The 23,744-nt window shown below is 66.0% G+C and carries 20 protein-coding genes, 1 tRNA gene and 1 pseudogene; 9 read left to right on the forward strand and 13 right to left on the reverse strand.

What is annotated here, in order from left to right:
• The first annotated feature begins 59 nt into the window (after window positions 1-59).
• Window positions 60-1,370: an FAD-dependent oxidoreductase gene (locus tag R2733_12265; GenBank protein MEZ5377273.1), complete on the forward strand. Its 1,311-nt coding sequence runs from the start codon at window positions 60-62 to the stop codon at window positions 1,368-1,370.
• The gene (gene sigJ / locus R2733_12270) at window positions 1,367-2,362 is read left to right on the forward strand and encodes an RNA polymerase sigma factor SigJ (protein ID MEZ5377274.1); all 996 of its coding nucleotides are present in this window, start codon (window positions 1,367-1,369) and stop codon (window positions 2,360-2,362) included. The genes R2733_12265 and sigJ overlap by 4 nt, the downstream gene beginning before the upstream one ends.
• Here the strand turns inward: sigJ and R2733_12275 are convergent.
• Complete coding sequence (locus R2733_12275; GenBank protein ID MEZ5377275.1) at window positions 2,344-2,889, reverse strand: PadR family transcriptional regulator; 546 nt, start codon at window positions 2,887-2,889, stop codon at window positions 2,344-2,346. The two genes, sigJ and R2733_12275, sit on opposite strands and share 19 nt — an antisense overlap.
• A 203-nt stretch (window positions 2,890-3,092) precedes the next feature.
• Here R2733_12275 and R2733_12280 point away from each other — a divergent pair, with 203 nt between their 5' ends.
• Window positions 3,093-3,791 carry a hypothetical protein gene (locus tag R2733_12280; GenBank protein ID MEZ5377276.1) on the forward strand — a complete coding sequence of 233 codons (699 nt, stop codon included), beginning with the start codon at window positions 3,093-3,095 and terminating at the stop codon, window positions 3,789-3,791.
• A 60-nt stretch (window positions 3,792-3,851) separates the two neighbouring features.
• On the opposite strand, the gene R2733_12285 is transcribed toward R2733_12280, so the two are convergent.
• The 8 genes from R2733_12285 to R2733_12320 form a co-directional block, all read right to left on the reverse strand.
• On the reverse strand, window positions 3,852-4,907 hold the full coding sequence (locus tag R2733_12285; protein ID MEZ5377277.1) for an agmatine deiminase family protein: 1,056 nt from the start codon (window positions 4,905-4,907) through the stop codon (window positions 3,852-3,854).
• Between the two features lie 6 nt (window positions 4,908-4,913).
• Window positions 4,914-6,680 (reverse strand): urease subunit alpha, encoded by a 1,767-nt coding sequence (locus R2733_12290; protein ID MEZ5377278.1) that lies wholly within the window; start codon window positions 6,678-6,680, stop codon window positions 4,914-4,916.
• Window positions 6,681-6,693: 13 nt separating this feature from the next.
• Entirely contained in the window at window positions 6,694-7,380 is a 687-nt protein-coding gene (gene ureA, locus R2733_12295) for an urease subunit gamma (GenBank protein ID MEZ5377279.1), read from the reverse strand.
• Between the two features lie 51 nt (window positions 7,381-7,431).
• Window positions 7,432-7,812, reverse strand: a complete 381-nt coding sequence (locus R2733_12300; protein ID MEZ5377280.1) for a limonene-1,2-epoxide hydrolase family protein — start codon at window positions 7,810-7,812, stop codon at window positions 7,432-7,434.
• Window positions 7,813-7,857: 45 nt separating this feature from the next.
• The gene (locus tag R2733_12305; GenBank protein ID MEZ5377281.1) at window positions 7,858-8,769 is read right to left on the reverse strand and encodes an NAD(P)-binding domain-containing protein; all 912 of its coding nucleotides are present in this window, start codon (window positions 8,767-8,769) and stop codon (window positions 7,858-7,860) included.
• A gap of 94 nt (window positions 8,770-8,863) precedes the next feature.
• Window positions 8,864-9,403 (reverse strand): O-acetyl-ADP-ribose deacetylase, encoded by a 540-nt coding sequence (locus R2733_12310; protein MEZ5377282.1) that lies wholly within the window; start codon window positions 9,401-9,403, stop codon window positions 8,864-8,866.
• Window positions 9,400-9,966, reverse strand: a complete 567-nt coding sequence (locus tag R2733_12315) for a GNAT family protein (protein MEZ5377283.1) — start codon at window positions 9,964-9,966, stop codon at window positions 9,400-9,402. The genes R2733_12310 and R2733_12315 overlap by 4 nt, the downstream gene beginning before the upstream one ends.
• A 39-nt stretch (window positions 9,967-10,005) precedes the next feature.
• On the reverse strand, window positions 10,006-11,190 hold the full coding sequence (locus tag R2733_12320) for an RtcB family protein (protein ID MEZ5377284.1): 1,185 nt from the start codon (window positions 11,188-11,190) through the stop codon (window positions 10,006-10,008).
• Between the two features lie 98 nt (window positions 11,191-11,288).
• Between R2733_12320 and R2733_12325 the strand changes: the two genes are divergently transcribed.
• The 4 genes and pseudogenes from R2733_12325 (at window position 11,289) to R2733_12340 (ending at window position 12,889) form a co-directional block, all read left to right on the forward strand.
• Entirely contained in the window at window positions 11,289-11,960 is a 672-nt protein-coding gene (locus R2733_12325; GenBank protein MEZ5377285.1) for a UPF0158 family protein, read from the forward strand.
• A gap of 70 nt (window positions 11,961-12,030) precedes the next feature.
• Window positions 12,031-12,234 (forward strand): annotated as a pseudogene (locus tag R2733_12330) (DNA-binding protein).
• Between the two features lie 83 nt (window positions 12,235-12,317).
• Complete coding sequence (locus tag R2733_12335; protein ID MEZ5377286.1) at window positions 12,318-12,539, forward strand: DUF433 domain-containing protein; 222 nt, start codon at window positions 12,318-12,320, stop codon at window positions 12,537-12,539.
• Window positions 12,536-12,889 carry a DUF5615 family PIN-like protein gene (locus R2733_12340; protein MEZ5377287.1) on the forward strand — a complete coding sequence of 118 codons (354 nt, stop codon included), beginning with the start codon at window positions 12,536-12,538 and terminating at the stop codon, window positions 12,887-12,889. The genes R2733_12335 and R2733_12340 overlap by 4 nt, the downstream gene beginning before the upstream one ends.
• 109 nt (window positions 12,890-12,998) lie before the next feature.
• Here R2733_12340 and R2733_12345 read toward each other — a convergent pair.
• The 4 genes from R2733_12345 to R2733_12360 all read right to left on the reverse strand — a co-directional run bounded on the left by R2733_12345 (window position 12,999) and on the right by R2733_12360 (window position 16,537).
• Window positions 12,999-13,070, reverse strand: a tRNA-Arg gene (locus R2733_12345).
• A gap of 188 nt (window positions 13,071-13,258) precedes the next feature.
• Window positions 13,259-14,821 (reverse strand): hypothetical protein, encoded by a 1,563-nt coding sequence (locus tag R2733_12350; protein ID MEZ5377288.1) that lies wholly within the window; start codon window positions 14,819-14,821, stop codon window positions 13,259-13,261.
• On the reverse strand, window positions 14,818-15,708 hold the full coding sequence (locus tag R2733_12355; protein ID MEZ5377289.1) for a hypothetical protein: 891 nt from the start codon (window positions 15,706-15,708) through the stop codon (window positions 14,818-14,820). The genes R2733_12350 and R2733_12355 overlap by 4 nt, the downstream gene beginning before the upstream one ends.
• Before the next feature lie 391 nt (window positions 15,709-16,099).
• Window positions 16,100-16,537, reverse strand: a complete 438-nt coding sequence (locus R2733_12360) for a hypothetical protein (GenBank protein MEZ5377290.1) — start codon at window positions 16,535-16,537, stop codon at window positions 16,100-16,102.
• Between the two features lie 125 nt (window positions 16,538-16,662).
• Between R2733_12360 and pglW the strand changes: the two genes are divergently transcribed.
• On the forward strand, window positions 16,663-20,943 hold the full coding sequence (gene pglW / locus R2733_12365) for a BREX system serine/threonine kinase PglW (GenBank protein ID MEZ5377291.1): 4,281 nt from the start codon (window positions 16,663-16,665) through the stop codon (window positions 20,941-20,943).
• Window positions 20,883-23,630 carry a BREX-2 system adenine-specific DNA-methyltransferase PglX gene (pglX, locus tag R2733_12370; GenBank protein MEZ5377292.1) on the forward strand — a complete coding sequence of 916 codons (2,748 nt, stop codon included), beginning with the start codon at window positions 20,883-20,885 and terminating at the stop codon, window positions 23,628-23,630. Before pglW ends, pglX begins: the two co-directional genes overlap by 61 nt.
• The last annotated feature ends 114 nt before the right edge of the window (window positions 23,631-23,744 follow it).

The raw sequence follows: 23,744 nt of genomic DNA on the forward strand, positions 1-23,744 counted from the left end.
CGTCGGATTTCTCGTCACGATCGAGGCGTTCGGTTCGTCGAGTGGTCGGAGGTTCGATGATGAACGAGCGAGTGAACGAAGGATCAATGGCATCGATGGCGTCGGTTGCCGGCCGACCGTACGACGTGGTGGTGGTCGGCGGCGGACTGGCCGGCCTCACCGCAGCGCTGACGGCGGCGGGCGACGGGGCGTCGGTGGCGGTACTGGACGCCCACGGCTTCGGCGGCCGAGCCAAGAGCGCTCAACGCGACGGCTTCACCCTCAACGAGGGCGGGCATGCCTTGTACAACGGCGTCGGCCGCGCCGTGCTCGATCGACTGGGTGCGTCGATCACCGGCCACCGACCAGACCCGACGACGTATGAGTTCATGTGGGATGGCGCGGTTGCGCCGTTGCCGATCGCGCCGGCCGCACTGGCGACGAGTCGACTGCTGAGTCTTCGATCGAAGATGAAGCTCACCTCGATCCTTGCGTCGCTGGGCCGCTCGCTGCCCGATGACTCGTACAGCGTCGATGACTGGCTCGACCAGCGGGGCGCCCGACCTGATCTCGTAAAATATCTGACAGCGGTCCTGCGGCTCGGGTCGTATGCGGCCGATCCCGGTACCCAACCAGCAGGCATCATGTTTCGCCAGCTTCAAGCAGGAATGGCGGGGGTGACCTATGTCGATGGCGGATGGCAGCACATCATCGGCGAACTGCGTCGACTGATGGGTATCGCCGGCATCGCCGTCCTCGAGCACCAGGCCGTTCGTTCGGTCGAACGGGAATCGGCGGAGTGGACGGTCGTCACTGACGAGGGGTCGCTCCGAGCATCGACCGTGGTGCTTGCCGTCGGCGGCCCGGTGCAGGCGACCAACCTCGTGGGTGATGACACCGCCGACTGGGTGGAGCGAGCAGGCGCAGCGCAGCGGGCGGCGTGTCTCGACATCGCAGGCGCAAGGGGATCGTCGACCTTCTTGCTGTCAGCTGACGAGCCGCTGTACTGCTCGATGCATGCACCTGGCGCCGACCTGGCGCCGGATGGCGCCCATCTGTACTCGGTGATGCGCTATCTCGACTCCGATGCCGACCGTTCGAGCGAGCGGAACCGCGCCGAGCTCGAACGCCATGCGGCAGCAGCTGGCCTCCCAACGGCCGAAGAACGTGTGGTGGATCGCTTTCTCGCCGCACCCGTGGTGACCTGGGGTCGGCCGATCGTCGGCGTCGAGCGGCCGTCCGGGCTGGAGCGGTCGGCCGAGGGGTTGTTCGCTGCCGGCGACTGGATGACCGAGCACCTGTTGGCTGACGCGTCGATCATGTCGGGAGCAGCGAGTGGGCATGCCGCCGCTGCCCACGCAGCTCGACGAACGGGCATGCTGGCTCGATGACCAGCATGGGGCGAGCCGGTGGTGAGCCGGTGTGCGAGAACGACGTCGGCGGCGCGTCGTCTGACGCGTCGACCGTCGATCTCACCTTCGAAGCGGCTCGACCCCGGCTCGTCGGACGCGCGTATCGGCTGCTTGGTTCGTTCGTCGACGCCGAGGATGTGGTCCAAGAAGCCTGGCTGCGTTGGGAGCGAGCCGATCAGGCCGAGATCGTGAACCCCGATGCGTGGTTGAACACGGTGGCCACTCGACTGGCGCTCGATCAGCTTCGTCGCCGCAAGCGGGACGAGGTCGACTACGTGGGGCCGTGGTTGCCGACGCCGTGGGTCGAACCGCTGGGAGATCCGTCGGAATCGGCGGTGGTCTCGGATTCGCTGACGTCGGCCTTCCTCGTCATGCTCGAACGGCTGTCGCCCGATGAACGGGTCGCGTTCTTGATGGCCGACGTCTTCGGTGAGACCTTCGCCGACATCGCGGCGTCGATGGATCGATCGCCCGAATCGTGTCGTCAATTGGCGAGCCGAGCCCGGCGCAAGGTGAGAGGGGCGTCGATCGAGCGACGCGATGATGCCCGATCAGCCTTGGCCACTGCGGCCCGCTTTCTCGAGGCAATCATCGTTGGCGACGAACAATCCGCGCTTGCCTGTCTCGCCCCCGATGCGTGCTACATCAGCGATGGTGGCGCGCAGCGCCGAGCAGCGCGCCAGCCTGTCGTGGGGTCGGATCGCATCGTGCGTCTCTTCGTGAACCTGGCGAAGCGCTTCGAAGACGGCGGGGTGATCGAACCGGCAATGGTCAGCGGCTTTCCCGGCTTCACGATCACGGTGGGTGGGGAGCTGTCGTCGGTCACGAGCGCCGAGGTGGTCGACGGTGCGATCGTGCGGATCCTGACCGTCATGAATCCGGAGAAGCTTGCAGCCGTACGGCACCGTCCGGTCGACGGCGACGGGTCTGCCGGCTCGGCGGGTCCCAGCGGTTACTCGGCCAGCAGCTGATACAGCCGCTTCCTGGCGTCGACGAGGATCTCGGCGGCGCGGGCGACCTGATCCGACGTCCCGGTCGTCGCCACCTGTCGGGCGGCAACGGCGATGCCGGCGATGGCCTCGCGGAGATCGACGCCAGCACCGGACTGGGCGAATCGCTCCCACACCGGTGGCTGGTCGGCGCTCTCGTCAGCCAGGGCGATGCCGGCCTCGGTGAGGGTGAAGACCTTCCGGCCGTCGGACTCGTCGCTCGTGACCAGACCTTCGTCAGCCAACTGTTGGAGAAGCGGATAGATCGAGCCGGGGCTCGGCTGCCAGGCGCCCTGACTGCGCTCGGCCAGTTCGCTCATGATCTGGTAGCCGTGCATCGGCTCCTCGGTGAGCAGGGCGAGGACGGCGATACGAACGTCGCCCCGCCCGACGCCACCCCGGCGATGGGGCCCGCCGCGCTTGCGACCGCCTCCTCGACCGCCGCCACCCCGGCCGCGACCGCCGCGGCCTGCGCTCTCTCCTCGGCGTCCGAACGCTGGCTCATTCATGTCGAATCCTTCGGGTCGTTGGCCACGGCGGGCCCAGGGCGGGAGGTGGGCGTGATCTGTGTGTGATGCGTGATGCATGTGTAGCTCCTGATGTGGAGGGTGCTTCGAGGAACTCTTCCTCGTAACACTCACGATATATCGCGACTGTTCATTTGGGAAGCGAATTCTTCGTCTCGCGCTGCGGCCTTGACTAGCGTGCGGCAATGACGACCATCGGCTTCCTCCACACGTCGCCCGTTCACGTCTCGACCTTCGAGACGCTCGTGGCCGAGGCCGACGCATCGATGGAGACGATGGCCGTCGTCGACGAGGCACTGCTGGCCGACGCCCGCCGTGACGGGCTCGATGATCACGCCCTCCACCTGGCCGTGCGACGCGCCGTCGCCGATCTCGCGGCGCGGGGAGCCGGCGTCGTCGTCTGCACCTGTTCGACCATCGGCAGCGTGGCCGAGCATGCCGGTGAGCTGCAGGGCGTCGAGGTGTTCCGCGTCGACCGTCCGATGGCCGAGGAGGCGGTGCGATTGGCCTCGGCCGGTGCCGGTCGTATCGGTGTGGTCACGGCACTGGAGAGCACCGTTGGTCCCACGCACGATCTGCTCGAGTCGGTTGCTGCTGAGCAATCGGCCCCGGTCGAGATCGAGATGGTGCTCAGTGACGGGGCCTGGGCCCAGTTCGAGGCCGGCGACGTCGACGGCTACCTCGACACCATCGCCGCCACCTGTGCCGACTGTGCGGAAGGGCTCGACGTGATCGTGCTCGCTCAGGCCTCGATGGCCGATGCGGTCGGCCGCTACTCGGGTCCGGTGCCCGTCCTCGCCAGCCCGCAGCTCGCGGTCACCACCGCCCTCGCCCGCCTCGCCACCCCACCCCCCACCGAACCCCCAGCAACTTTGGAGAGTTGAGCCCGGTCAGAGGTGTGGGGACGCCAACGTTGCTGGGGTTTGCGGGGTGTGCGTGACTCGTCAGCGAGTGGCGGGCTGCTGTTGGGTGATGCAGTGGATGCCGCCTCCGCACTCGAAGATCGAGCGTGCGTCAACGAGCACGATCTCGCGCCCCGGGTACTGCTCGGCCAGGATCGCCGCCGCCTGCTGGTCGTTGGGGTCGTCGAACGAGCAGAGGATCACCGCACCGTTGCAGACGTAGTGATTGATGTAGGACCAATCGTTGAAGCTGCCGTCGACCCGACCTCGGGTGGGGGCCGGGATCTCGATCACCTCGAGCTGACGGCCTCGGGCGTCGGTCGAACGACGCAACAGTTCGAGGTTCTCGGCACACACGGCGTAGTCGGGATGGTTCCGATCGCGCTGGGCATGAGCCACGACGACACCGGGTCGGACGAACGCCGCGACGATGTCGATGTGGCCGCGGGTGCCGAAGTCGCCGTAGTCGACCGTGAGTCCGCGCGGCACCCAGATCGCCTTCTCGGCGCCGATGTAGGCGTTCACCTCGGTGGCGGCCCGTTCGGGGAGCCAACCCTCATTCCGTAGTGGGTCGAGCTGGACGGTGCGAGTGAGGAGGACGGTGCCCTCGCCGTCGGTGTGGATGCCGCCGCCCTCGTTGACCATGTCGGTGGTGAACAGCTCGGCGCCGGCGATCCCCGCAGCGAAGGCGCCGACCTGTGCCTCGTCGCGTGAGTCGATCTCGGGATGACCCCACGAGTTGAAGCTCCAGTGGGTGGCACCGAGCCGGCCGTCGGGATGGGTGAGGAAGGTCGGACCGCTGTCGCGGAACCAGGCGTCGGTGATCGGCGCCTCGTAGATCGTGACGTTGTCGGCGACATCGCGGTCGAGGAGCTCGCGTGCGGTGTCGCCATCGCCGAGATTGCAGATCAGCGAGACCGGCTCGAATCGGGCGACGGCGTTCGTGACCGCGATCCACGCGTCACGAAAGTGCTCGATCGACGTCGTACTGTCGGGTGGGGCGAAGTAGTGATTGACCGGTGGGAACTCCATCCAGGTCCGCTCGTGTGGTGCCCATTCGGGAGGCATCGAGAAGCCGGCAGTGCGAGGGGTGACCATGATTCCTCAGAGGAAGTAGAGGCGGCTGAGCGAGACGGACTCGACGGGGTCGGCGTAGACGCGTTCCCCGTCGAAGCTGACCATGCCGGTGGCGTTGTCGACCTCGACCGTGCCCAGTCGGGCGTTATGGACGAGGTCGGCCGGTCCGATGTTCCGTGTGTTGCGCACACCGACTCGGCGACGGCGAGTGGTCAAATGATCATTGTCGGCTGCGGCCGCGGCCTGGCTGACGAAGGCAACGGACAGGTCGGCCGGCGTGGCACCGAGGCCACCGAACAACGGGCCGAGGACGAGCGGCTCGCAGGAGTCGGTGGTCGCGTTGGGATCGCCGGTCACGCCGAACGCGGGGAAACCGGCCTTGAGTACCATCTGGGGCTTGGCGCCGAAGTGGTCGGGTCGCCAGAGCACAATGTCGGCGAGCTTGCCGACCTCGATCGATCCGATCTCGTGTGACAGGCCGTGCGCGATTGCGGGGTTGATCGTCAGCTTGGCGATATAGCGCTGGACTCGCTCGTTGTCGTGACGGGTGGCGACATCGCCGGCCGCCATGCCGAGATGGACCTTCATGGCGGCGGCGAGTTGGAACGTGCGACGCACGGTCTCACCGGCCCGGCCCATGCCTTGGGCATCCGACGACGTGATCCCGATCACGCCCATGTCGTGGAGGATGCCCTCGGCTCCCATCGTGCCGCCACGGATGCGGTCGCTCGCCATCTCGTGATCACTGTGCGAGTGATGGTTCAGCCCGTGGGAGGCGAAGATCATCTCGTAATGCTCGTCGAGCGCGTCTCGTCCGAACGGCAGGGTCGGGTTGGTCGACGAGCCGATCACGTTGGCCACGCCGGCGAGCTTCAACACGTTGGGCACATGGCCCCCGCCACAACCCTCGATGTGGAAGGCGTGGATCGTGCGTCCGGCCAGCACGGCGAGGGTGTCCTCGACCGAGAGACACTCGTTGAGCCCATCGGTGTGCAGGGCGACCTGGACGTCGTATTCGTCGGCGACTCGGAGGGCGGTGTCGAGCGCACGAGCGTGGGCGCCCATGTCCTCGTGCACCTTGAACCCGCACGCTCCACCCTCGACCAACGCCTCGATCAACGGCGCCTCATGTGACGACGAGCCCCGGCCGAGGAATCCAATGTTGACGGGCCACTGGTCGAACGAGTTGAACGCGTGGCGCAGTGCCCACGGCGAGTTCACCCCGACGCCCCAGACCGGACCGAACTCCTGTCCGATGATGGTGGTGACCCCCGACGCCAGCGATGCCTCCATGATGCGAGGCGACAGCAGGTGGACGTGCGTGTCGATCGCTCCGGCCGTGGCGATGAGGCCCTCGCCCGAGACGATCGTCGTTCCGGTGCCGACGACGACGTCGACGGCGTCGAGCGTGTCGGGGTTGCCGGCCCGCCCGATCGAGGCGATACGGCCGTCACGGATCCCGATCGACACCTTGCCGATGCGGTGCATGGCATCGATCAGCACGACGTTGGAGATCACGACATCGCACGTCTCGCGCACCGCGGCTGCTTGCAGGTGGAGGCCGTCTCGAGCGGTCTTGCCGAACCCGGCGAGGAACTCGTCGCCGCGCCGTTGGGCGTCGTATTCGATCTCGATCACGAGCCCGGTGTCGCCGAGTCGTACTCGGTCGCCGACGGTCGGTCCGTGGATGGCGGCGTAGTCGTCGGGCAGGATGTCGGCTTCGTCGAGGTGTTCGTGTGGTGCCTCGCCGCCGTCGTGATGGTGGCTGAAGTGGCCGTGGGAGTGCTGCGTCATGTCGAGGCCTCCGTCATGCGCCGAGGTAGCCGAGCGCAGCGGCCCGAGCGATGGCGGCTTCCTTCGCGCCGGGGGCGTCGAGCGGTCCGTCGACCAGGCCGGCGAAGCCGATGGCGACCCGCTTGCCGCCGATCGGGACCAGCGGTGCATCGACGGTCTGGTGCGGATCGAAGCGCAGGGCGGCACCCGCAGGGATGTCGAGATGCATGCCGTAGGCCGCCGCTCGGTCGAACTGCATCCGTTGGTTCACCTCGAAGAAGTGGAAGTGCGAGGTGATCGAAATGGGCACATCGGAGGTGTTGACGACCGCGAGTGTCGTACGTCCTGCGTGCTCGGTCGCGGTGACGGGACCGGTGAGTACGGCGCCGGGCGCCTCGTCGCCGAGGCCGTCCGCATCCGGACCGAAAGGGTTGCGGACCACGACCATGCGGGTGCCGTCGTCGAAGACCGCCTCGACCTTGACCTCGGTGACGATGTCGACCACCCCGGGGAGGACGTCATCGACCGTCAGGATCGATGCACCCGCCGCTGCGGCGTCGCCGAGGCGCTGCCCATCCCGAGCCGCTTCGCACACGGTGTCGGCGATCAGCGCCGTAGCCTCTGGCACGTTGAGCCGCAGGCCGCGAGCGCGGCGCGACCGGGCCAGTTCCGCTGCTGAGAAGAGGAGCAGCCGATCACGCTCGGTCGGTGTCAGACGCATCGCTGCAGGCTAATCGTCTGCGACCAGCGGGGCGCGTGACGACGGTGGGTGTCAGCTCGTCAGCGCAGTGAGTTGGCTCATGTAGCTGCCGAGGTCGAAGTAGTCGCGCCACAGGGTGATGAGTCCGTCGGTGTTGACCTCGAAGATGCCGGCGACCGGCAGCTCGAGCCAGCCCTCGCCGATCTTGAACCGGTCGAGCCGCTCGTTGATCACAGTCGAACCAACGGCCCATTGGTTGTCGATCCGCCAGTCCACCTCGGTTGCACGTTCGAGGAACCCGGCGAGGGTCTGGCGTACGGCGTCGCGGCCGACGATCGGGTTCATCGGCATGTTCTCATACGACACGTTGGGAGCGACCATGGCCACGGCGGCGTCGACGTCTTGTGCCTCGATGGCCTTGATGAAGTCGTTGACGATCTGTTCAGCTGACATGCGGGCAGTCTCCACCACCGTCGAGCACCGCGCCAGGCGTCCCGATCAGCTGACGGCGTCGATGGTGGCTCGGATGGCCTGCGCACTGGCGGTGAGGCCCTGTCGCTCGTGATCGGTCATCGGCACCTCGACGATGTCCACCGCGCCCGCTCGACCGACGACGGTGGGAAGCGACAGGCAGACGTCGCCGACGCCGTCGAACGTGTGGCGAGTGGAGATCGGAAGGACGGCTCGCTCGTCGTTGGCGATGGCAGCCAGGATGCGAGCGGTGGACAGGCCGATCGCCAGATTCGTCGCTCCCTTGCCCTCGATGATGCGATACGCCGCATTGCGGATCTCGTGCAGCAACTCGTCGAGTTCCCGAGCCGCCAGCGGCAGTGGTGCACCGCCGACGTTCGCCGTCGACCAGAGCGCAATCTCACTGTCGCCGTGCTCACCGACGATGGACGCGTGCACGCTCGAAACGGCGACCGACAAGTTCGTCGCCAGCCGGTGGCGGAGGCGGGAGGTGTCGAGCACGGTGCCCGAGCCGATGACCCTGCGATGGTCGATGCCGAGTTCGGCCGCCGCCACTTGCCCGACGAACGTCACCACATCAACTGGGTTGGTCACGAACAGCAGGACTGGACTCGTGGTCAGCCCGAGGAGCTGCGGGACGAGTTTGCGGGTCATCGCTGCATTCGCTCCGGCCAGGTCGAGCCGACTCTGCCCCGGGCGTTGTTTCGCCCCGGCCGTGATCACGACGATCTCGGCATCACGGCACGCGGTGATGTCGTCGCCTCCTTGGACCTGGACGGACGGGACGAACTGGAGCCCGTGCTGGAGGTCGAGGACCTCGGCGGTGGCCTTGGCTCCATCGAGGTCGTAGAGCACGAGCTCGTCGGCAACCCCCTGGATGGCAGCCGCATAGGCAACGGCGGTGCCGACGCTCCCGGCGCCGATGATGGCGATCTTCATGTCCGAAGCGTAGGCAGCCTGGTGCGATCTAGCCGACGAAGCGACGGGTGTCTCACCGAGATTGTGGGTGCCCCTGTGGCGTTGGCTGATTTCCCTAGTGGTCGAGGATGCTCAGATAGGCATCCCACGTCGGCTGGTTGAAGCAGACGAGGCGAACCAGCGTGACCGATGTGCCGGTCGAGGTGATGGTCTCGACGGCGACCCGGGCCGCGGGCTCCGTCGGATACCCGTAGACGCCGGTCGAGATGGCCGGGAACGCAATCGAGCTTGCGTCGACTTCGTCTGCCAGCGCGAGTGATTGCCGGTAGCACGACGCCAGTAGTTCGGGCTCTCCATCGGTTCCGCCGTACCAGATCGGGCCGACGGTGTGGATGACCCACGTGGCCGGGAGGTCGAAGCCAGGCGTGATCTTCGCCTGTCCGGTCGGACAGCCATCGAGGAGACGGCAGGCCGCCAGCAGCTCGGGCCCGGCCACTCGATGAATGGCGCCGTCGACGCCGCCTCCTCCGAGGAGTGACGAGTTGGCGGCGTTGACGATGGCATCGACTCGTTCGGTCGTGATGTCGCCCATCACCACGTCGACCTGCAGTCGACCGTTGTCGAGAGAGAACGAACACTCGTGCGTGTGGGTCATGGTGTGGTCTCCCTTCCTCGTGGGTCGTCGGTGGCGAGCAGCTCAATGAGGAGGCCGTCGCTCCAGCTGCCGTCGGAGCGACGTTCGTAGGAGCGCATGACGCCGACCGGGCGGAACCCGACCGCCGAGTAGCAGGCGATCGCCGCCAGGTTGTCGGCAGCTGGATCGATCGTCAGTCGGTGATGGCCTCGCTCGGCGAAGAGATGGTCGGTCAGCGTGGCGATTGCGTCGCTCGCGTATCCCTGTCGGTGGACGGCGGGGTCGATGTAGATGTCGATTGAGGCATGGCGGTACTGGGGGTCCTCCTCCTCGGCGAACTGAATCAGTCCGACGATTCGCCCGTCGACCTCGATGGTCAGCTGGAAGAGCGCGTCATCGGCCAGATCGTCGGCGAATTCGGCCTCGAGGTCGCCGCCACCCCAACGGCTGCGCACCTCGTCGGTCTGGCGGATCGCGATGAGCGCAGGAATGTCGGAGGGCGCTGTCGTCCTAAGTCGGACGACAGCGCCGGCCAGATCGATGTCATCGTCTTTGCCACTGGGCACCCAGCCATGTTCGCGCATGGTCACCGAGGCAGCCCCGATCGTTGGGCACCCGCCGACTCACGCACCCTTGTAGTTGAGCACGGTGCGGAGCCTTGCCACCGGGCGAACGAGATCGGATTGGTTGGCCATCACGTCCTCGATCCGCTTGTAGGCGTCGGGGTGCTCATCGAGCAGCGCCCCGGCGTCGTGGTTCCAGGCGATGCCGTCCATGCGGTCGTCCAACGACGCCTCGGTCAGCTGCTTCCGGGCAGCCGAGCGCGACATCGTTCGACCAGCACCGTGCGACGCCGAGCAGTAGGACGCCGGGGACCCACAGCCCTCCACGATGTAGGAGCCGGTCGCCATCGATCCGGGGATGATCCCGAGCTTCCCCGTTCCGGCGTCGATAGCACCCTTGCGCGTGACCCAGAGGTTCTGGCCGTGGTGGTGCTCACGGGTCGTGTAGTTGTGGTGACAGTTGATCTCGTCTTCGGCTGCGGCCGGTCCACCGGACTGCTCGGCGACAACGGCCAAGGTGGCGCGCATCATCAGCGAGCGGGACCGGGCGGCGTAGTCCTGCGCCCAGAGCATGGCGGTGATGTAGGCCGTGAACTCCGGTGTGCCTTCCACGAGGTAGGCGAGGTCAGGGTCACCCAACTCGATGAAGTACGCCGCCATGAGTCCCTTGGCCGCGTCGATGTGCGTCTTCGCGATCGTGTTGCCCACGCCACGACTTCCCGAGTGCAGCACGATCCAGGCCGCCCCGTCGGTGTCTTCGCAGACCTCGACGAAGTGGTTGCCGCCGCCGAGGGTGCCGAACTGGTCGGCGGCCCTACGGACGTCGAACCCCGTGTGGCCTGCACCGGCGGACAGCAGCGCTTCGTCGTCGGTAGACAGGTCGATGATCCGCTCGGTGTCGCGAAACGAACCCGACCCCGTCGCCTTGCGCGTGGGCTGTCCAGCAGGAACGACTTGGCTGATCCGGTCGTGAAGGCGGTCGAGGTCGAGTTCGTCGACCGACACGGACAACCGCTGCGCCGCCATGCCGCAGCCGATGTCGACACCGACGGCCGAGGGGATCACGGCCCCCTTGGTGGCGAGGACCGTCCCGATCGGCACGCCGTAGCCGAGATGGGCGTCGGCCATGAGCGCGACCGGATGGTGTACGAATGGCAGCGCCGCCGCATTGGCGACCTGATCGAGTGTCGTGCCATCGAGGTCGTCGGCCCATGTGAGGAGGTTGTCGGCTGGTGTCGTTGGCATCGGTCTGCTCCTGTGGCGACAATCCAGTGTGGTCGGTCGGGAGGTCGCCGCCCAGCGATTTGTGTCGCCCGTGGCCGGACCAGAGCGGAGGCACATCGATGAGTCGTGACGTGTGGTCGAGACAACTACGGATCGCCGGTACCGATGCACGAGCCATCGAGGACGTGTTGGCGGGAGCGTTGCCGGTCGACGGGCTCCAACACGCCGGCAGCGCAATCTTGCGGGGCGAGTCGACCGACGGACTCATTGCGATCGCCGGCCAACTCGTCGATGCGCTGGCCACCCGTGGCTGGACCGGTGATGAGGAACTCATCGCCGAACTCGGGCACTTCGTGGTCGAGACGTCGTCCGGCTTGCTCCCGCTGCCCGTCGAGCTCGAACAGCTGGGCGAGGCTCTCGACCAGTCCGGTGGCAGCGAGGCTGCTGTCGACCTGGTCGACGGGACGGTCTGGCCGGCCGATCTCCTCGACATCCACGAGGGGCCCGAGGACTTCGACCCCGACTCGGACCGTTGGCTCGTCGTCGCCGGACACGGATCGGCGCCGGGTTACGCCGACATGGAGCGCTTCACCGCGTCGGTCGACGATCCCGACATCGCCGCTCGCCTCGATGACACGCTGGCGGGGCGCGGCGCCTTTCGGCGATTCAGGAGCGAGCTGAGCCGCTACGAACACGAGTACACGCGCTGGCACCGGTTCCGCGACGACGCTCGCCTGGGTCGAGCCCGGGCCTGGCTCGCCGACCGCGGCTACCGCTCGACCGCCGGTTGACCACGTCGGCTCGGCCACCGCCAAGGGCGCGCCTCCAAATCGGGAAAGAAGCCGGTCTTGCGAACGGCCGACCCTCGTCAAACTCCTCGAAGCCGGCGAGATCCCCTACGAACAACCCGGAAGACACCGTCGTGTGCTGCTGTCGGATGTTCTTGAGTACCGGCGACGCCGATCGAGCGAGACCCGCGACGCTCTCGACCGCATGGTCGAGATTGCCGAGGACAGCGGCATGTACGACTTCACAGCAACTCCCAGGCCGACCCGCACCCACTGATCGAATCGGATCTTGTCGCCGACGCCTTCGCTGGGCAGTGTCGCTGCGGGAGCGAGTGGCTGTCGTGCGGTACCCTTCGGGCCATGAGCGTTGCAGCATTGATCGAAACTCGGCCGGGCGTTCGCAGCGGCAAGCCCTGTTTCGTCGGTACGAGGATCACGGTCTACGACGTGCTGGACTATCTGGCCTCAGGAATGACTGCGGCTGAGATCGTTGATGATTTTCCCGAGTTGAGCGAAGCGCATGTTCGCGCTGCGCTGGAGTTCGCCGCGATGCGTGAGCGTCGACTCGCCGAACCGGCGTGAAGCTCCTCTTTGACCAGAACCTCTCTCGTCATCTCGTCGCCCGGCTGAGCGACGTCTTTCCCAATAGCACGCATGTACTGGCGCTTGCTCTCGACACGGCGGCCGACAACGAGATCTGGAGCTACGCCGGTCAACACGGCTACACGATCGTCTCCAAGGACTCCGACTTTCGGCAGCTCGCCTTCCTGCTCGGTCCGCCCCCGAAGGCGGTGTGGCTACGCCTTGGAAACGCGACGACCAATGACATCGCCGAGGTGTTGCGTGAGCGTCGAGATCTCATTGCGGAGTTCGGTACCACCGAGAACGAGTCGTTGCTCATCCTCACTCGACTGACGAGCGAACCCGGATAGCTCGACATCGGCGTGTGGGTAGAACTCAGTGCTACGGGCACCACACGACGACACTGGGCGGACGAGCAGATGGGAGTGTTTTCCCTGCTAGGAGGACATTCCCGCTGAGCGCCCCCGGCAAGAATCGAACTTGCGCTCACGGTTTAGGAAACCGATGCTCTATCCACTGAGCTACGGGGGCGGGGACGGATCGAAAATCGGCGCGAAATAACGGTGTCGATTGTCACAGGCGCCGATTCGGCCCGTCTTCGGGCCTGAGACTACCGCCGAGGGCCGTTCCAGAGGTCCGAAACACCTGCCCGGCTGGCACCGGGCGCGCGAAACCAGCCCGGCGAGTGCCGGGCTGGGTCCGTCGCCGTTGGGTTCGTGCTAGCGCTTGGCGGCCTCCGCCGCTTCACGCCGCTTCCGCACGAGCTTCGATCGAATGGCACTCCGAAGCTGGCTCAGCGAGAGCCACACCCGAAGCCGTGCGTTGCCGTAGACCGCGGAGCGGCGGTGGGGTCCCTGCTGGTCCTTGTTCCAGGCGTTCAGCGCTTCCGAATCCTGGCGAATGCCGGTCAGGGAGGCCCAGTTGGGGTCGCCTTCGGAGTGAGCGCGCAGTGCATGCGGCTTTGGTGCCGTGCTTCGGCGTTTGGCCGAGTTCTTGAAGCTGCTGTCCGATGCCGCCTTCCGTTCTTCCGGAGTCGTGTTGAGGCGAATCAGGACCTTCGCTCCCCGCTGATGCTTTGGAAAGGGCGCCGAGTTGGGGACCTCGAACTCCGCTCTGACCAGGTACTCGCGGAACGCGATTTCACGCCTGCTGATTCGGGTGAGGTCGAGCGGTTCGTAGAGCAACTCGCTGCCTGCGACCACCTGGATGTGCGGCCGCCCGTTGATCGCCCAGAACTGAACGTCCTCCTTGAGCGTGCCGTTGTGAGGTGCGTTGAGGTTCAAGGTGTGCACGCCGACCGACTGATTTCGAAGCTTCCCACCCTCCTGGAGGGGGACGCCAATCACCGGCATGATGCCGCGTCGGTAGATCTGGTCGATGTGTTTGCCGGCGAACGCCATGTCGTAGGTCACCGCCTTGATCCCGTCGCCGAACTCGTCGGCGACCCGCTCGAAGATTCGCATGGCCGCCGCGGCCTCGTTCGATCCGGCGTCGACGTCGAAGTCGAGAAGCACGCGTTCACCCGGATGATCCGAGGCGATGCTGAAGGCTGCCGTCTTGAGGCCGTGGATGCGGGTCTCGTCACCCTGGACGTAGGTGTCGGCGTCGGGGTCGAAGCGGCGGCTCTTGATCTCTCCAGTCTCGGGGTCGATGACCTTGTCTTCCTTGGTGAAGCTGCTTCGTGCTCGGTAGACGGCGCCATCGCCGAAGATGGTGGATGTCCTCACAGGGTTGCTCAGGGAGCCATCCCCCGTGCCCAGCCCGAGTGAGCGAGCTGCGTTCGCCGCAAGGCTTCGCATGGATTCGAAGTAGTCCTCGTTGTCCTGGACGGATCGAGCGAAGAATCGTCGGGTCGCTGATCTCGTCGGTGGGTCGAGCTCCTTGGGAATCACCGCTTTGCCGAAGGTTCGGAACATCTCGGAGTGGACCCTCGGCCAGTGGTCGAAGAGCCATCGATGTCCATGGCGTTCGGAGTGCTGCAGCAAGCGGGCGTACGCGGCGACCATGTGGACCGCCGGATGGTGTTTCGGCGGGCGGCCGACCTGTGGCACGTCGGCCGGCGCCAGGGAAAGGCAGAGTTGCTGGAACTCAGCGTCTCCGAGGAGCGCCAGGAGCTCTTCCAGATCGGTGATGGTCGAAGGCAGTTCGCGGCCCCGCATACGCTTGCGCAGAATGGGGTAGTCGGACTCGGTCGATGTGGTGTCGGACGAGCGGCGCCGCGTCGTGCGATCCTTCTTGGCGGTCACCCTCGAGGTCTTCGGCTGCTTGGGCTTGGAAGTCATCGCTGCCACCCCAGATCGATCAGTGCTGCCGCCCGGTCGAGCGACCGTGCGCCGAGCAGGTTGGCGACCGCTTCGATGCTTCCGGTCTCCTCATAAGTCGCCAGTGCCCGAGCTGCGATGATCGAGCGGGGCTTGACCCGTCGATCACGTGCGAGACCTGCCTCGCGGATCAGTCGGTCGAGAGCGGTGCTGATCGAGCCTGGCCGAAGCCTCTCTTCGGCGCTGTCGATGCACACGAGTTGTCCGGCGCTCAGAGCCTTGAGGCGCCGCTCGACTTCAGCGCGGCCCCAGTCGCTTAGGACGGCTTTGCGGGCCCGCGGTCGACCCGATCCACCGGGCGTTTGGACCGTGCCCTCGCCGAGATCGACTGCGTCGAGCGTGATCCCGGCGATCTCGGCCGGGCGGAGCGTTGCTTCGGTGAAGGCGAGAATCGCCGGGATGCGGGTCTCGACCGTGGTCCGGCGTGAGGCTGCCTGCAGCTCGAGAAGTTCTTCGACGGTCACAGGCCGAACGGCCTTGGTGGTTCGAGCGTCGGTGAGAACGAGGTCGATCGTGGGGTCGACGCCTTCAGCGACGAGGCCGAGGAACCGCAGCTCTCGGTACATGAGGCGAAGCGCCGATCGGCGCCGGTACTGCGTCTTGGTCGCCGGGTCGCCCCACTTGGCGAGGGGAGCGCTGCGGAGAACGGCCGAGGTGACCCACTCTTCGCACAGGTCGGCGGTCACCTCGTCGATCGAGCGAACGCCTCGGTGGCGTGCGTGCCGAGCGAAGAGGCCCAGGTCGCTGACCATTCGGACTGCGGTCTGCGAACTGCCTTGCCACAGTTCGAGCCGATCGGACACCACACCGAGGGCTTCGGCGAGGGTGAGGGCGTCAGCGGATCGCATTCGTTCGATCTCGCTGGCGGCGATCAGGCGGTCCCTGAGTCGGGGCAGTCTGAATAGCTGGTTGGCTCCAATGATGTGTTGGCCCAGTGTGCCGAAGCCGGAAGGCTCGAAGTTGCATGAGGGCAGTTTCGGATGGAATGCATCATTAATGATGCAGCGTTCGGCTGAGCCGATCTGGTAGGGATTCATGGAGGCGACCGTCAGGTCGCTCGCCAGGCCGGCATGGGGGCGGCCCGGTTCTGAAAAATTCTCCAGAATTTCTGTGACCAGTGTGAAGTGGGGCCGCTGGGCCGACAGCACCGTCGCCGACGATGCTCACCGAACAAGTGGGCTCAGATGGCGTGTGGCCCGAGCATCAGCCCCTGAGTAGACCCTGAACTCGGACGACTCGTCAGCCTCGGAGGCTCTCCAACTTCCGTTTCGCCGCCCGAAGAACGGCTTGTGGGTCGGACTGGATGATCTCGGACGGCACGCCGCCATCGAGCCAACCATTCGGCAGGTCGATCCACGTCCACCGTGGCCATCCCGGTCCTCGGAACTGGTGGACGACCTCCAGCACTGCGTGCCACTCCGCAATCTCCCGGAGCTCGGGATCGAGCAGGGAGGCCGGAACCACGAGCTCGCCGTCGACCTCAACGGCGAACAACCGGTTGTCCTGCTCTGCCTCATCGAGCCAGCGCTGTGTTGCTTCGAGTTTCTCGCCACGATGAGCGGCCAGGTCCTGGGCACGGTGATGGCCGAGCGCCATCAATCGGGCGTAGACCTCGGTGAGGCGCCGCTCGTTGTCGGCTGCCAGCTCATCGATCCGTGACCTTGCGTGATCGCTCATGGAAACCTGCCTTCGAACAACCGTAGACCCTCACCGCGGCGCGAATCTGCTGGTCGTCTGTCATTCCGTCTACGATCGACCAGCGTTGCTGGCGACGGAAGGTGATTGGCCCTGTGTGGACAACGGTGAGCGATAGTCCACACGACCACGAACGGGAGGCCCTGGCTTGGCTACGAGGCCGGTTGCCCGACCGTCAGCCGTTCCACGTGTGGGCCAACTTCGAGTTCACTACCCGCAATGGCCAGCTCTACGAGGTCGACGCGCTCGCCATCACCGACAACGGCTTCTATCTCATCGAGGTCAAGTCGCATCCTGGTGAGATCGCCGGTGACAGCGGGACGTGGCAGGTCACGTTCCCCGACGGCGGCTTCATTCAAATGAACAATCCGCGCATCTTGGCCAACCGAAAGGCCAAGGCGCTCAAGAGCCTTCTCGAGAGCACCCAGGCGTTCCGGAAGAACCGCCGCGACATGCCCTACCTTGAAGAGGTCGTCTTCCTCTCCGACCCGAAGCTCCGCAGCCGCATCAGCCCGCAGGGGCGGTTCAACGTCTTCGGACGCGACGCCGACCCCGGCAATGACCTTCCGCCAGAGCGTGCGAACCTCGGCGGCATCGTCCACCATCTGACGTCCCTCGACCCGACACCTGAAGGTCACCCCCGCCGTCGCATCGACCGGAGCGTCGTCGACCGTCTCGTCAAGGCGGTCGGCCAGGCTGGTATCCGAGAATCGACATCACGTCGATGGGTTGGCGACTACCAAGTCCTCAAGCTGCTCCAGGACGTCGAGGCCGACAGCTCCACGGGTATCGCCTACCAAGACTTCCAGGCTCGCCATCGCAGCATCGAGAGCGACGTTCGGCGTGTCCGCATTTACCCGCTCGAGCAGAATGCCACGACCGCACAGCGCGAGATCGCCAGTCGCGCCGCTCGACGTGAGTACGAATTACTCCGAAGCCTCGACCACCCGAGCATCGTTCGTCCGGTCTCGTTCACCGACCATGAACGTGGGCCTGCGCTCCTCTTCGACTACGACCCCGCTGAAGTCGACCTCGCTGCCTTCCTGGCCAACCCGGCGTCGTCCATGCTCTCCGTCGACGACCGACTCGGCCTCATCCGCCAACTGGGCGAAGCGCTGTCCTTCGCTCACCGGCACGGCGTCTACCACCGTGCCCTTGCCCCATCCGCTGTTCTGGTGACCGCCGGCGACGAAGACACGCCGCCTCGGATCCGCATTACCAACTGGCATGCCGGGGCCCGTGTCTCCCAGGGCCCCGACGGCACGGTCGTCGCTGGCACCGCCCACGCACACGTCAGTGCGATTGCCGCCTCCGACATCGACGTCTACCGAGCCCCCGAAGCCGCCCAGCCGGATGCCAAGCCCCAGCGCATCGACGTCTTCGGCCTCGGGGCGCTTGCGCTACTCATCCTCACTGGAAAGCCGCCAGCCGCCTCGGCACGGCAGCTCCGTCAAACCCTAGATGCCGTCGGCTACCTCGACCCCACCGCCGTCGCCGATGCCGTCGACCCTGAGCTCGCCGACCTCGTCATCGAGGCCACACAGGCCGACCCATCGCGTCGCTCTGCCTCGATGGACGACGTGCTCATCCGGCTCGACTTCGCCGAAGAATCCTGGGCCGAGGAGGAGCTCGACTACGAACCCAACCCGCTCGACGCCCGACGAGACGCCGTGATCGGGCGAGACCGCTTCAAGGTCATCGCCCGCCTTGGCCGTGGCGCCACCGCCATTGCCCTTCTCGTCGAGGATGTCGAGCACTACCACCGGCGGTGCGTTCTCAAGGTCGCCGTCGACCCCGAGACGGGCAACGACCGACTCCTCGACGAAGCCAGCTCGCTCGAAGGCCTCCAGCATCCGGCGATCGTGCAGCTCCTCGAGGAACCGCTCGACCTCAGCGGCCACGTCTCCCTCTTGCTGTCCTACGCAGGTCCGCCCTACGACCCCGACCGCACCACCTCGTCTGCGCAGCGGACGCTGGCCACGCACCTGGCGAGTACCAAGGTGGGCGTCGAGCTCGTGCAGCGGTGGGGCGAGGATCTCCTCGACGCACTTCGCTACCTCGAGCAGATGGGCCGCGCCCACCGAGACATCAAGCCCGACAATCTCGGTGTCGCTCCTCGAGGCGACAAGGACGCGCAGCACCTGGTTCTGTTCGACTTCTCTCTCGCCTCGGCCTCGATCGAGGCGCTCGAGGCCGGAACCCCTGGCTATCTCGACCCGTTCCTCGCCAAGCGTGGCCGCTGGGACCCGGCCGCCGATCGCTATAGCGCTGCAGTCACGCTCTTCGAGATCGCCACCGGCACCAAGCCCCGCTACGGCGACGGCACCGCCGACCCTCGCTACGTCGATGACCCCGTCGATGTGTCGCCGGCACTGTTCGACTCTGCTGTCGCCACGTCGCTATCGTCGTTCTTCGCCCGAGCGCTCCACCGAGACGTCCGTGAGCGTTTCGGAACGGCAGATGAGATGTACTTCGCCTGGCGGCGAGCCTTCGAGGCCGCAGCCGAGCCGGCGACTCCGACCGTGCACACCGACGGGCACGACGAGTTCAACGTCCCCGCTGGCACCGATCGTGCGACACCTCTCGCCACTCTTCCCCTCAGCCGTCGCGCTGTGAGTGCGCTGGAGAATGCCGAGATCACCACGGTCGGCGAACTCCTTGCCCTCCGCCCCGGTCAGCTCCGCGCCCTTCCCGGCGTCGGGTCAAAGACCCGCAACGACCTCCTTGTTGCCCACAGCCTGCTTGGCGATGCCCTCGGCGAAGAACCCGATGTCGACGACACCGAGACCACCGACGACTCGGCTTCAGGCCAGCTCAGCCTTCCCGGCTACGACGAGCAGCGTGCTGGCGAGCTCGGAGCGGTTGCTGCCCAAGCGGTCCCGACGTCGAAGCGCAAGGATCAGCAGACCCAGATCGCCCTCGCTCGCATCGTCGCCGGCCTAGTGCCAGACCACGACCCGTGGGCCTCGCAGGCTGAACTCGGCGAATGGCTCGACGTCACCCCGGCCCGGGTGTCCCAGCTCCTCGGCAAGCTCCGGGCCCGCTGGCTGAAGGAACCGGCGATCACTCGCCAGCGCGACCAGATCCGGGCCGAGGTCACCTATCTCGGTGTCCTCAGCCTCGAACAACTCGTGACCCGCCTCGTTGTTCGTCACCCCGGTGACGACCCGGCGCTCGCCGCGCAAGCCGCTCGCGGCGTAATCCGCATCGCGTCCCTCACCGAGGAAGGCGTCGATGCGCCGACGTGGATCATTCGTCGTCGCAGCGGTTCGGTCCTGCTCGCACGAGATGGCGTCGACGCGCCTGTCAGCGGCGTCGAACTCGCCAACTACGCTGCTGCCCTCGCCGATGCTGCTGGCTCGCTCGTGTCGGACCATGACGTTGTCACCCGGGTGCAGCTGCTCGACCACCTCCAATCGATCGCTGCTCCAGTCTTCGATGCCCCGCTGCCCGACGCTCACCTCGCCGACCTCGCCGCCGACCTGTGCGCCGAAGCATCGCTGAACAGCCGCCTCGAGCTCTACCGCACCGACCTCGAACCTGTCGCCGCGCTTCGAGCCACCCGTCGAGCCTTCGTCGCCCCGAAGCCGCTCACCATCGAAGATGTCCAGGCCAAGGTCGCAGCCCGCTTCCCTGCCGCGATGCCGCTACCGGGTCGCCCTGACCTCGACGCTGCGCTCGGGGCCGCCGGCGTCGGACTGTCCTGGGACTCGGCGGCAGGCGCCTATATCAACCCGCTCCATCGCGGCACGTCTTCGAGCACGCTGGCCGGTTCGTACTCCCGTTACGCAACCAACGTCACGGCCGACATCCCTCGCGTCGAGATCGACAACGCCCAAGACTTCGAGGACCGTCTCGGCCGCTCGCACAACAACGGCGGCCTCCTGGTCTTGGTCGCCAAGCCGATCGACGTCAAAAAGGCGACCTCGCAACTCACACGACTCGCCGATGTCACCGTCAGCGTCGACAGCTGGCTCACCGAACAGCTCGATGAACTGACTGCCAACGGCAAGCCCTCGTGGCAGGTCCTCACCGAGGCCGACGCAGCCGGCGAGGTCGGGCCCCACTGGGGCAATCTCCGCAACGTGGTCAATCGAGCCCTCGATGGCTTCACCCAGCGCCTGATCGCCACGGACGGCACGGTTCTCTTGACCGATCCCGGTCTGCTGGCTCGCTTCGACCGACTCGATCTCGTCGCCAGCTGGCGCAGCGCCCTCCACGAGGGCGGGAACCCGCTGCAAGCCCTATGGCTCCTCGTGCCAGCGGCCACCGCCACCGATGTCCCGATGCTCGACGGCCGGGCCGTCCCCGTCATCTCCCGCAACGAATGGAGCCACCTCCCCGAGGACTGGCTCCGCAACGCCCACCGATCTGGAGTCGCCTCGTGATTGATGCTGCTGCCCTCACGTCTGAGCTGAAGGCTCGAGTTTCGGGTCTGGTCGATGATCTCCGGACGCGTGCCGATGAGGTGCCCGAGGTTGCCGAGTTGGTGCATGGTGACTGGTTGGCTGCGTCGGAGGCGGGGCGGACGGCGCACGACGAGGACACGTGGCGTGAGGACCTGCTCGCACAGGTCGCCGTGTCCTGGGTGCTCGGCACGGTCTTCATCCGGTTCTGTGAGGACAACGGCCTGCTGGCCGATCCGTTGATTTCGGGGCCGGGGGATTGGCGGCGGTGGGCGAGTGATGCGCAGCTGGAGTTCTTCCGTGAGCATCCGGCCGACGGTGAGCGTGCCTTTCTCCTGCATGTGTTCGAGCAAGCGGCGGGCCTGCCGGGCCTCGGGCAGGTGTTCGGGGAGCACAATCCGCTGTGGCGGTTCGGCCCGTCAGACGATGTATGCCGATCGCTGATCGAGTTGTGGCGCCAGGTCACCGATGGCGGACCGTTGGTGTGGGATTTTGCTGATCCGGAGTGGGGGACCCGCTTTCTCGGCGACCTCTACCAAGACCTCTCGGATCACGCGAAGAAGACGTACGCGCTGCTGCAAACGCCGGACTTCGTCGAGGAGTTCATCCTTGATCGGACGCTGGAGCCGGCGTTGGACGAGTTCGGTCTCGCCGGGGCTGATGCTGAGGTTGGATTCGGTCTGATCGATCCGGCGTGCGGGTCGGGTCACTTCCTGCTTGGCGCCTTCGCTCGATTGGCCAAGCGGCATCTCGACGCTGATCCGGGAGCTGGCCCTCGCGCTGCCGCAGCTCGTGCACTGGGGAACGTGTACGGGGTGGATCTGAATCCGTTCGCCGCGTCGATTGCCCGATTCCGCCTTCTCGTTGCCGCGCTGCGGTTTGCGGAGGTTGCGAAGCTATCCCAGGCCCCAGTATTCGACATCCAGGTTGCTGTCGGTGATTCGTTGCTGCACGGTCCGGCGCGAACGTTGGCGGGGGCGCGGCTGCCTGAGGTCGAGCGGTCGATGGCGGACACCGCCCATCTCTATGCGACCGAGGACGCAGCGCTGCTCGACCGCATCTTGGGTCGTCGCTACGAAGCCGTAGTGGCCAACCCGCCGTACATCACGGTCAAGGACCAGGCAGCCGGAGCGGCCTATCGCGACCGCTACCCGACGTGCCATCGTCAGTATTCGCTGGCGGTGCCGTTCATGGAACGGATCTTCGATCTCGCCTACCGAGGAGCAAGTGATCGGCCTGTTGGATTCACGGGACAGATCACGGCGAACTCATTCATGGAGCGAGAGTTCGGCAAGAAGTTGATCGAGGACTTTCTCGCCTCCGAGGTCGACCTCACGCATGTGATCGACACGAGTGGCGCGTACATTCCAGGGCATGGCACGCCGACGGTGATCCTGTTCGGACGCAACCGTGGGCCGGTTGGCGACAAGTTGAGGGCTGTGCTTGGCGTCCGTGGCGAGCCTTCGTCTCCAGCCGTACCTGCCGAGGGCAAAGTCTGGTCATCGATCGAGCGCCTGATCGATCAGCCTGGCGCAGAAGACGACTTCGTCAGTGTGGACCAGCTCGGACGGGAACGACTAGCGGGTCACCCCTGGTCGCTGCAGGGCGGAGCGGCCGGTCCGTTGACCAAGCTAATCGAAGGTGATCTCGCGCCACTGCAGGCGGCCATTTCGCCTCCGATCGGCGGAGCGGTTCGAGTCGGGGCTGATGAAGCCTACCTCTTTGACGATGTGCGTCTACGCCACAGCGGCTTAGCCAGAGGGCAGTTCCGAAAGTTCGTGGTTGGAAGGGATCTACGTGACTGGTCCGGGGCCTACGTGAATTGGCTCTGGGACCCGTATTCCGACAACTCGACCATCGAGTCCGCTGAGTTACTGCTCTGGCGATGGAGGGCAATCCTTGCGGATCGTGCCACCTTCCAGGGCAAGATGGCTGACGCTGGTTTGAAGTGGTACGAGTACATGCAGTACACGGCGCGGACGTACCAAACCCCCCACTCCCTCACATTCGCTTTCGTCTCCACACACAATCACTTTGTGCTGGACCGAGGTGGCAATGTGTTCAATAAGTCGGCGCCGGTGATCAAGTTGCCGGAGGGGGCGTCGGAGGCTGAGCACCTGCAGTTGCTGGGGTTGTTGAATTCGGCGGTGGCGTGTTTCTGGATGAAGCAGGTCTTCCAGGGCAAGCCCTCCAATGGAGTGGACCGAGGGCTTGAGAGCGAGGCGTGGACGGTCCGATCCGAGTTCGACGGAACGAAACTGAAGGCATTCCCGATTGTGACGGGAGAGGTACTGCCGTGGGCGGAAGCACTCGATCGAACGGCTCAGGAGCTGTCGTCCGCCCTGCCGACGGCTGCCGCCGAGGCTGGTCATTGGGGCAACTGGTCAGCGTTCGAGAACGAGGTCGGTCGGCTGCGTGGTCGGATGGTGTGGTTGCAGGACGAGCTGGACTGGCGGTGCGCATTCCTCTACGGAATCACAGACAGGGATCTGTCCTTCTCGCCCGACCAGGCCTTCGAGTTGGAGAAGGGCCAGCGTGCCTTTGAGATTGCACTGGCTCGACGGGCGGCCTCAGGCGAGATGACGACGGAGTGGTTTCGTCGACACCGGTCGGCGCCAGTCACGGAGCTGCCCGACGGATGGCCAGCGTGGTACCGAGATTCGAGTTGAGGAGCGACTGGCTCTGATCGAGTCGGATCGGTTCGTGAAGCTGCTCGAGCGTCCTGAGTACAAGCGGCGCTGGAACTGGGAGTCGTGGGATGTTCTTGCGGCGGAGGCTCTTCA

Source organism: Acidimicrobiales bacterium (assembly GCA_041394265.1).
Taxonomy (GTDB): domain Bacteria; phylum Actinomycetota; class Acidimicrobiia; order Acidimicrobiales; family SZUA-35; genus JBBQUN01.

Excerpts from the sequence above, each read along its gene's own strand:
- R2733_12265 (MEZ5377273.1), top strand. The coding sequence starts at position 60 with ATGAACGAGCGAGTGAACGAAGGATCAATGGCATCGATGGCGTCGGTT.
- sigJ (MEZ5377274.1), top strand. The coding sequence starts at position 1,367 with ATGACCAGCATGGGGCGAGCCGGTGGTGAGCCGGTGTGCGAGAACGAC.
- R2733_12275 (MEZ5377275.1), bottom strand. The coding sequence starts at position 2,889 with ATGAATGAGCCAGCGTTCGGACGCCGAGGAGAGAGCGCAGGCCGCGGC.
- R2733_12280 (MEZ5377276.1), top strand. The coding sequence starts at position 3,093 with ATGACGACCATCGGCTTCCTCCACACGTCGCCCGTTCACGTCTCGACC.
- R2733_12285 (MEZ5377277.1), bottom strand. The coding sequence starts at position 4,907 with ATGGTCACCCCTCGCACTGCCGGCTTCTCGATGCCTCCCGAATGGGCA.
- R2733_12290 (MEZ5377278.1), bottom strand. The coding sequence starts at position 6,680 with ATGACGCAGCACTCCCACGGCCACTTCAGCCACCATCACGACGGCGGC.
- ureA (MEZ5377279.1), bottom strand. The coding sequence starts at position 7,380 with ATGCGTCTGACACCGACCGAGCGTGATCGGCTGCTCCTCTTCTCAGCA.
- R2733_12300 (MEZ5377280.1), bottom strand. The coding sequence starts at position 7,812 with ATGTCAGCTGAACAGATCGTCAACGACTTCATCAAGGCCATCGAGGCA.
- R2733_12305 (MEZ5377281.1), bottom strand. The coding sequence starts at position 8,769 with ATGAAGATCGCCATCATCGGCGCCGGGAGCGTCGGCACCGCCGTTGCC.
- R2733_12310 (MEZ5377282.1), bottom strand. The coding sequence starts at position 9,403 with ATGACCCACACGCACGAGTGTTCGTTCTCTCTCGACAACGGTCGACTG.
- R2733_12315 (MEZ5377283.1), bottom strand. The coding sequence starts at position 9,966 with ATGCGCGAACATGGCTGGGTGCCCAGTGGCAAAGACGATGACATCGAT.
- R2733_12320 (MEZ5377284.1), bottom strand. The coding sequence starts at position 11,190 with ATGCCAACGACACCAGCCGACAACCTCCTCACATGGGCCGACGACCTC.
- R2733_12325 (MEZ5377285.1), top strand. The coding sequence starts at position 11,289 with ATGAGTCGTGACGTGTGGTCGAGACAACTACGGATCGCCGGTACCGAT.
- R2733_12335 (MEZ5377286.1), top strand. The coding sequence starts at position 12,318 with ATGAGCGTTGCAGCATTGATCGAAACTCGGCCGGGCGTTCGCAGCGGC.
- R2733_12350 (MEZ5377288.1), bottom strand. The coding sequence starts at position 14,821 with ATGACTTCCAAGCCCAAGCAGCCGAAGACCTCGAGGGTGACCGCCAAG.
- R2733_12355 (MEZ5377289.1), bottom strand. The coding sequence starts at position 15,708 with ATGCGATCCGCTGACGCCCTCACCCTCGCCGAAGCCCTCGGTGTGGTG.
- R2733_12360 (MEZ5377290.1), bottom strand. The coding sequence starts at position 16,537 with ATGAGCGATCACGCAAGGTCACGGATCGATGAGCTGGCAGCCGACAAC.
- pglX (MEZ5377292.1), top strand. The coding sequence starts at position 20,883 with ATGGAGCCACCTCCCCGAGGACTGGCTCCGCAACGCCCACCGATCTGG.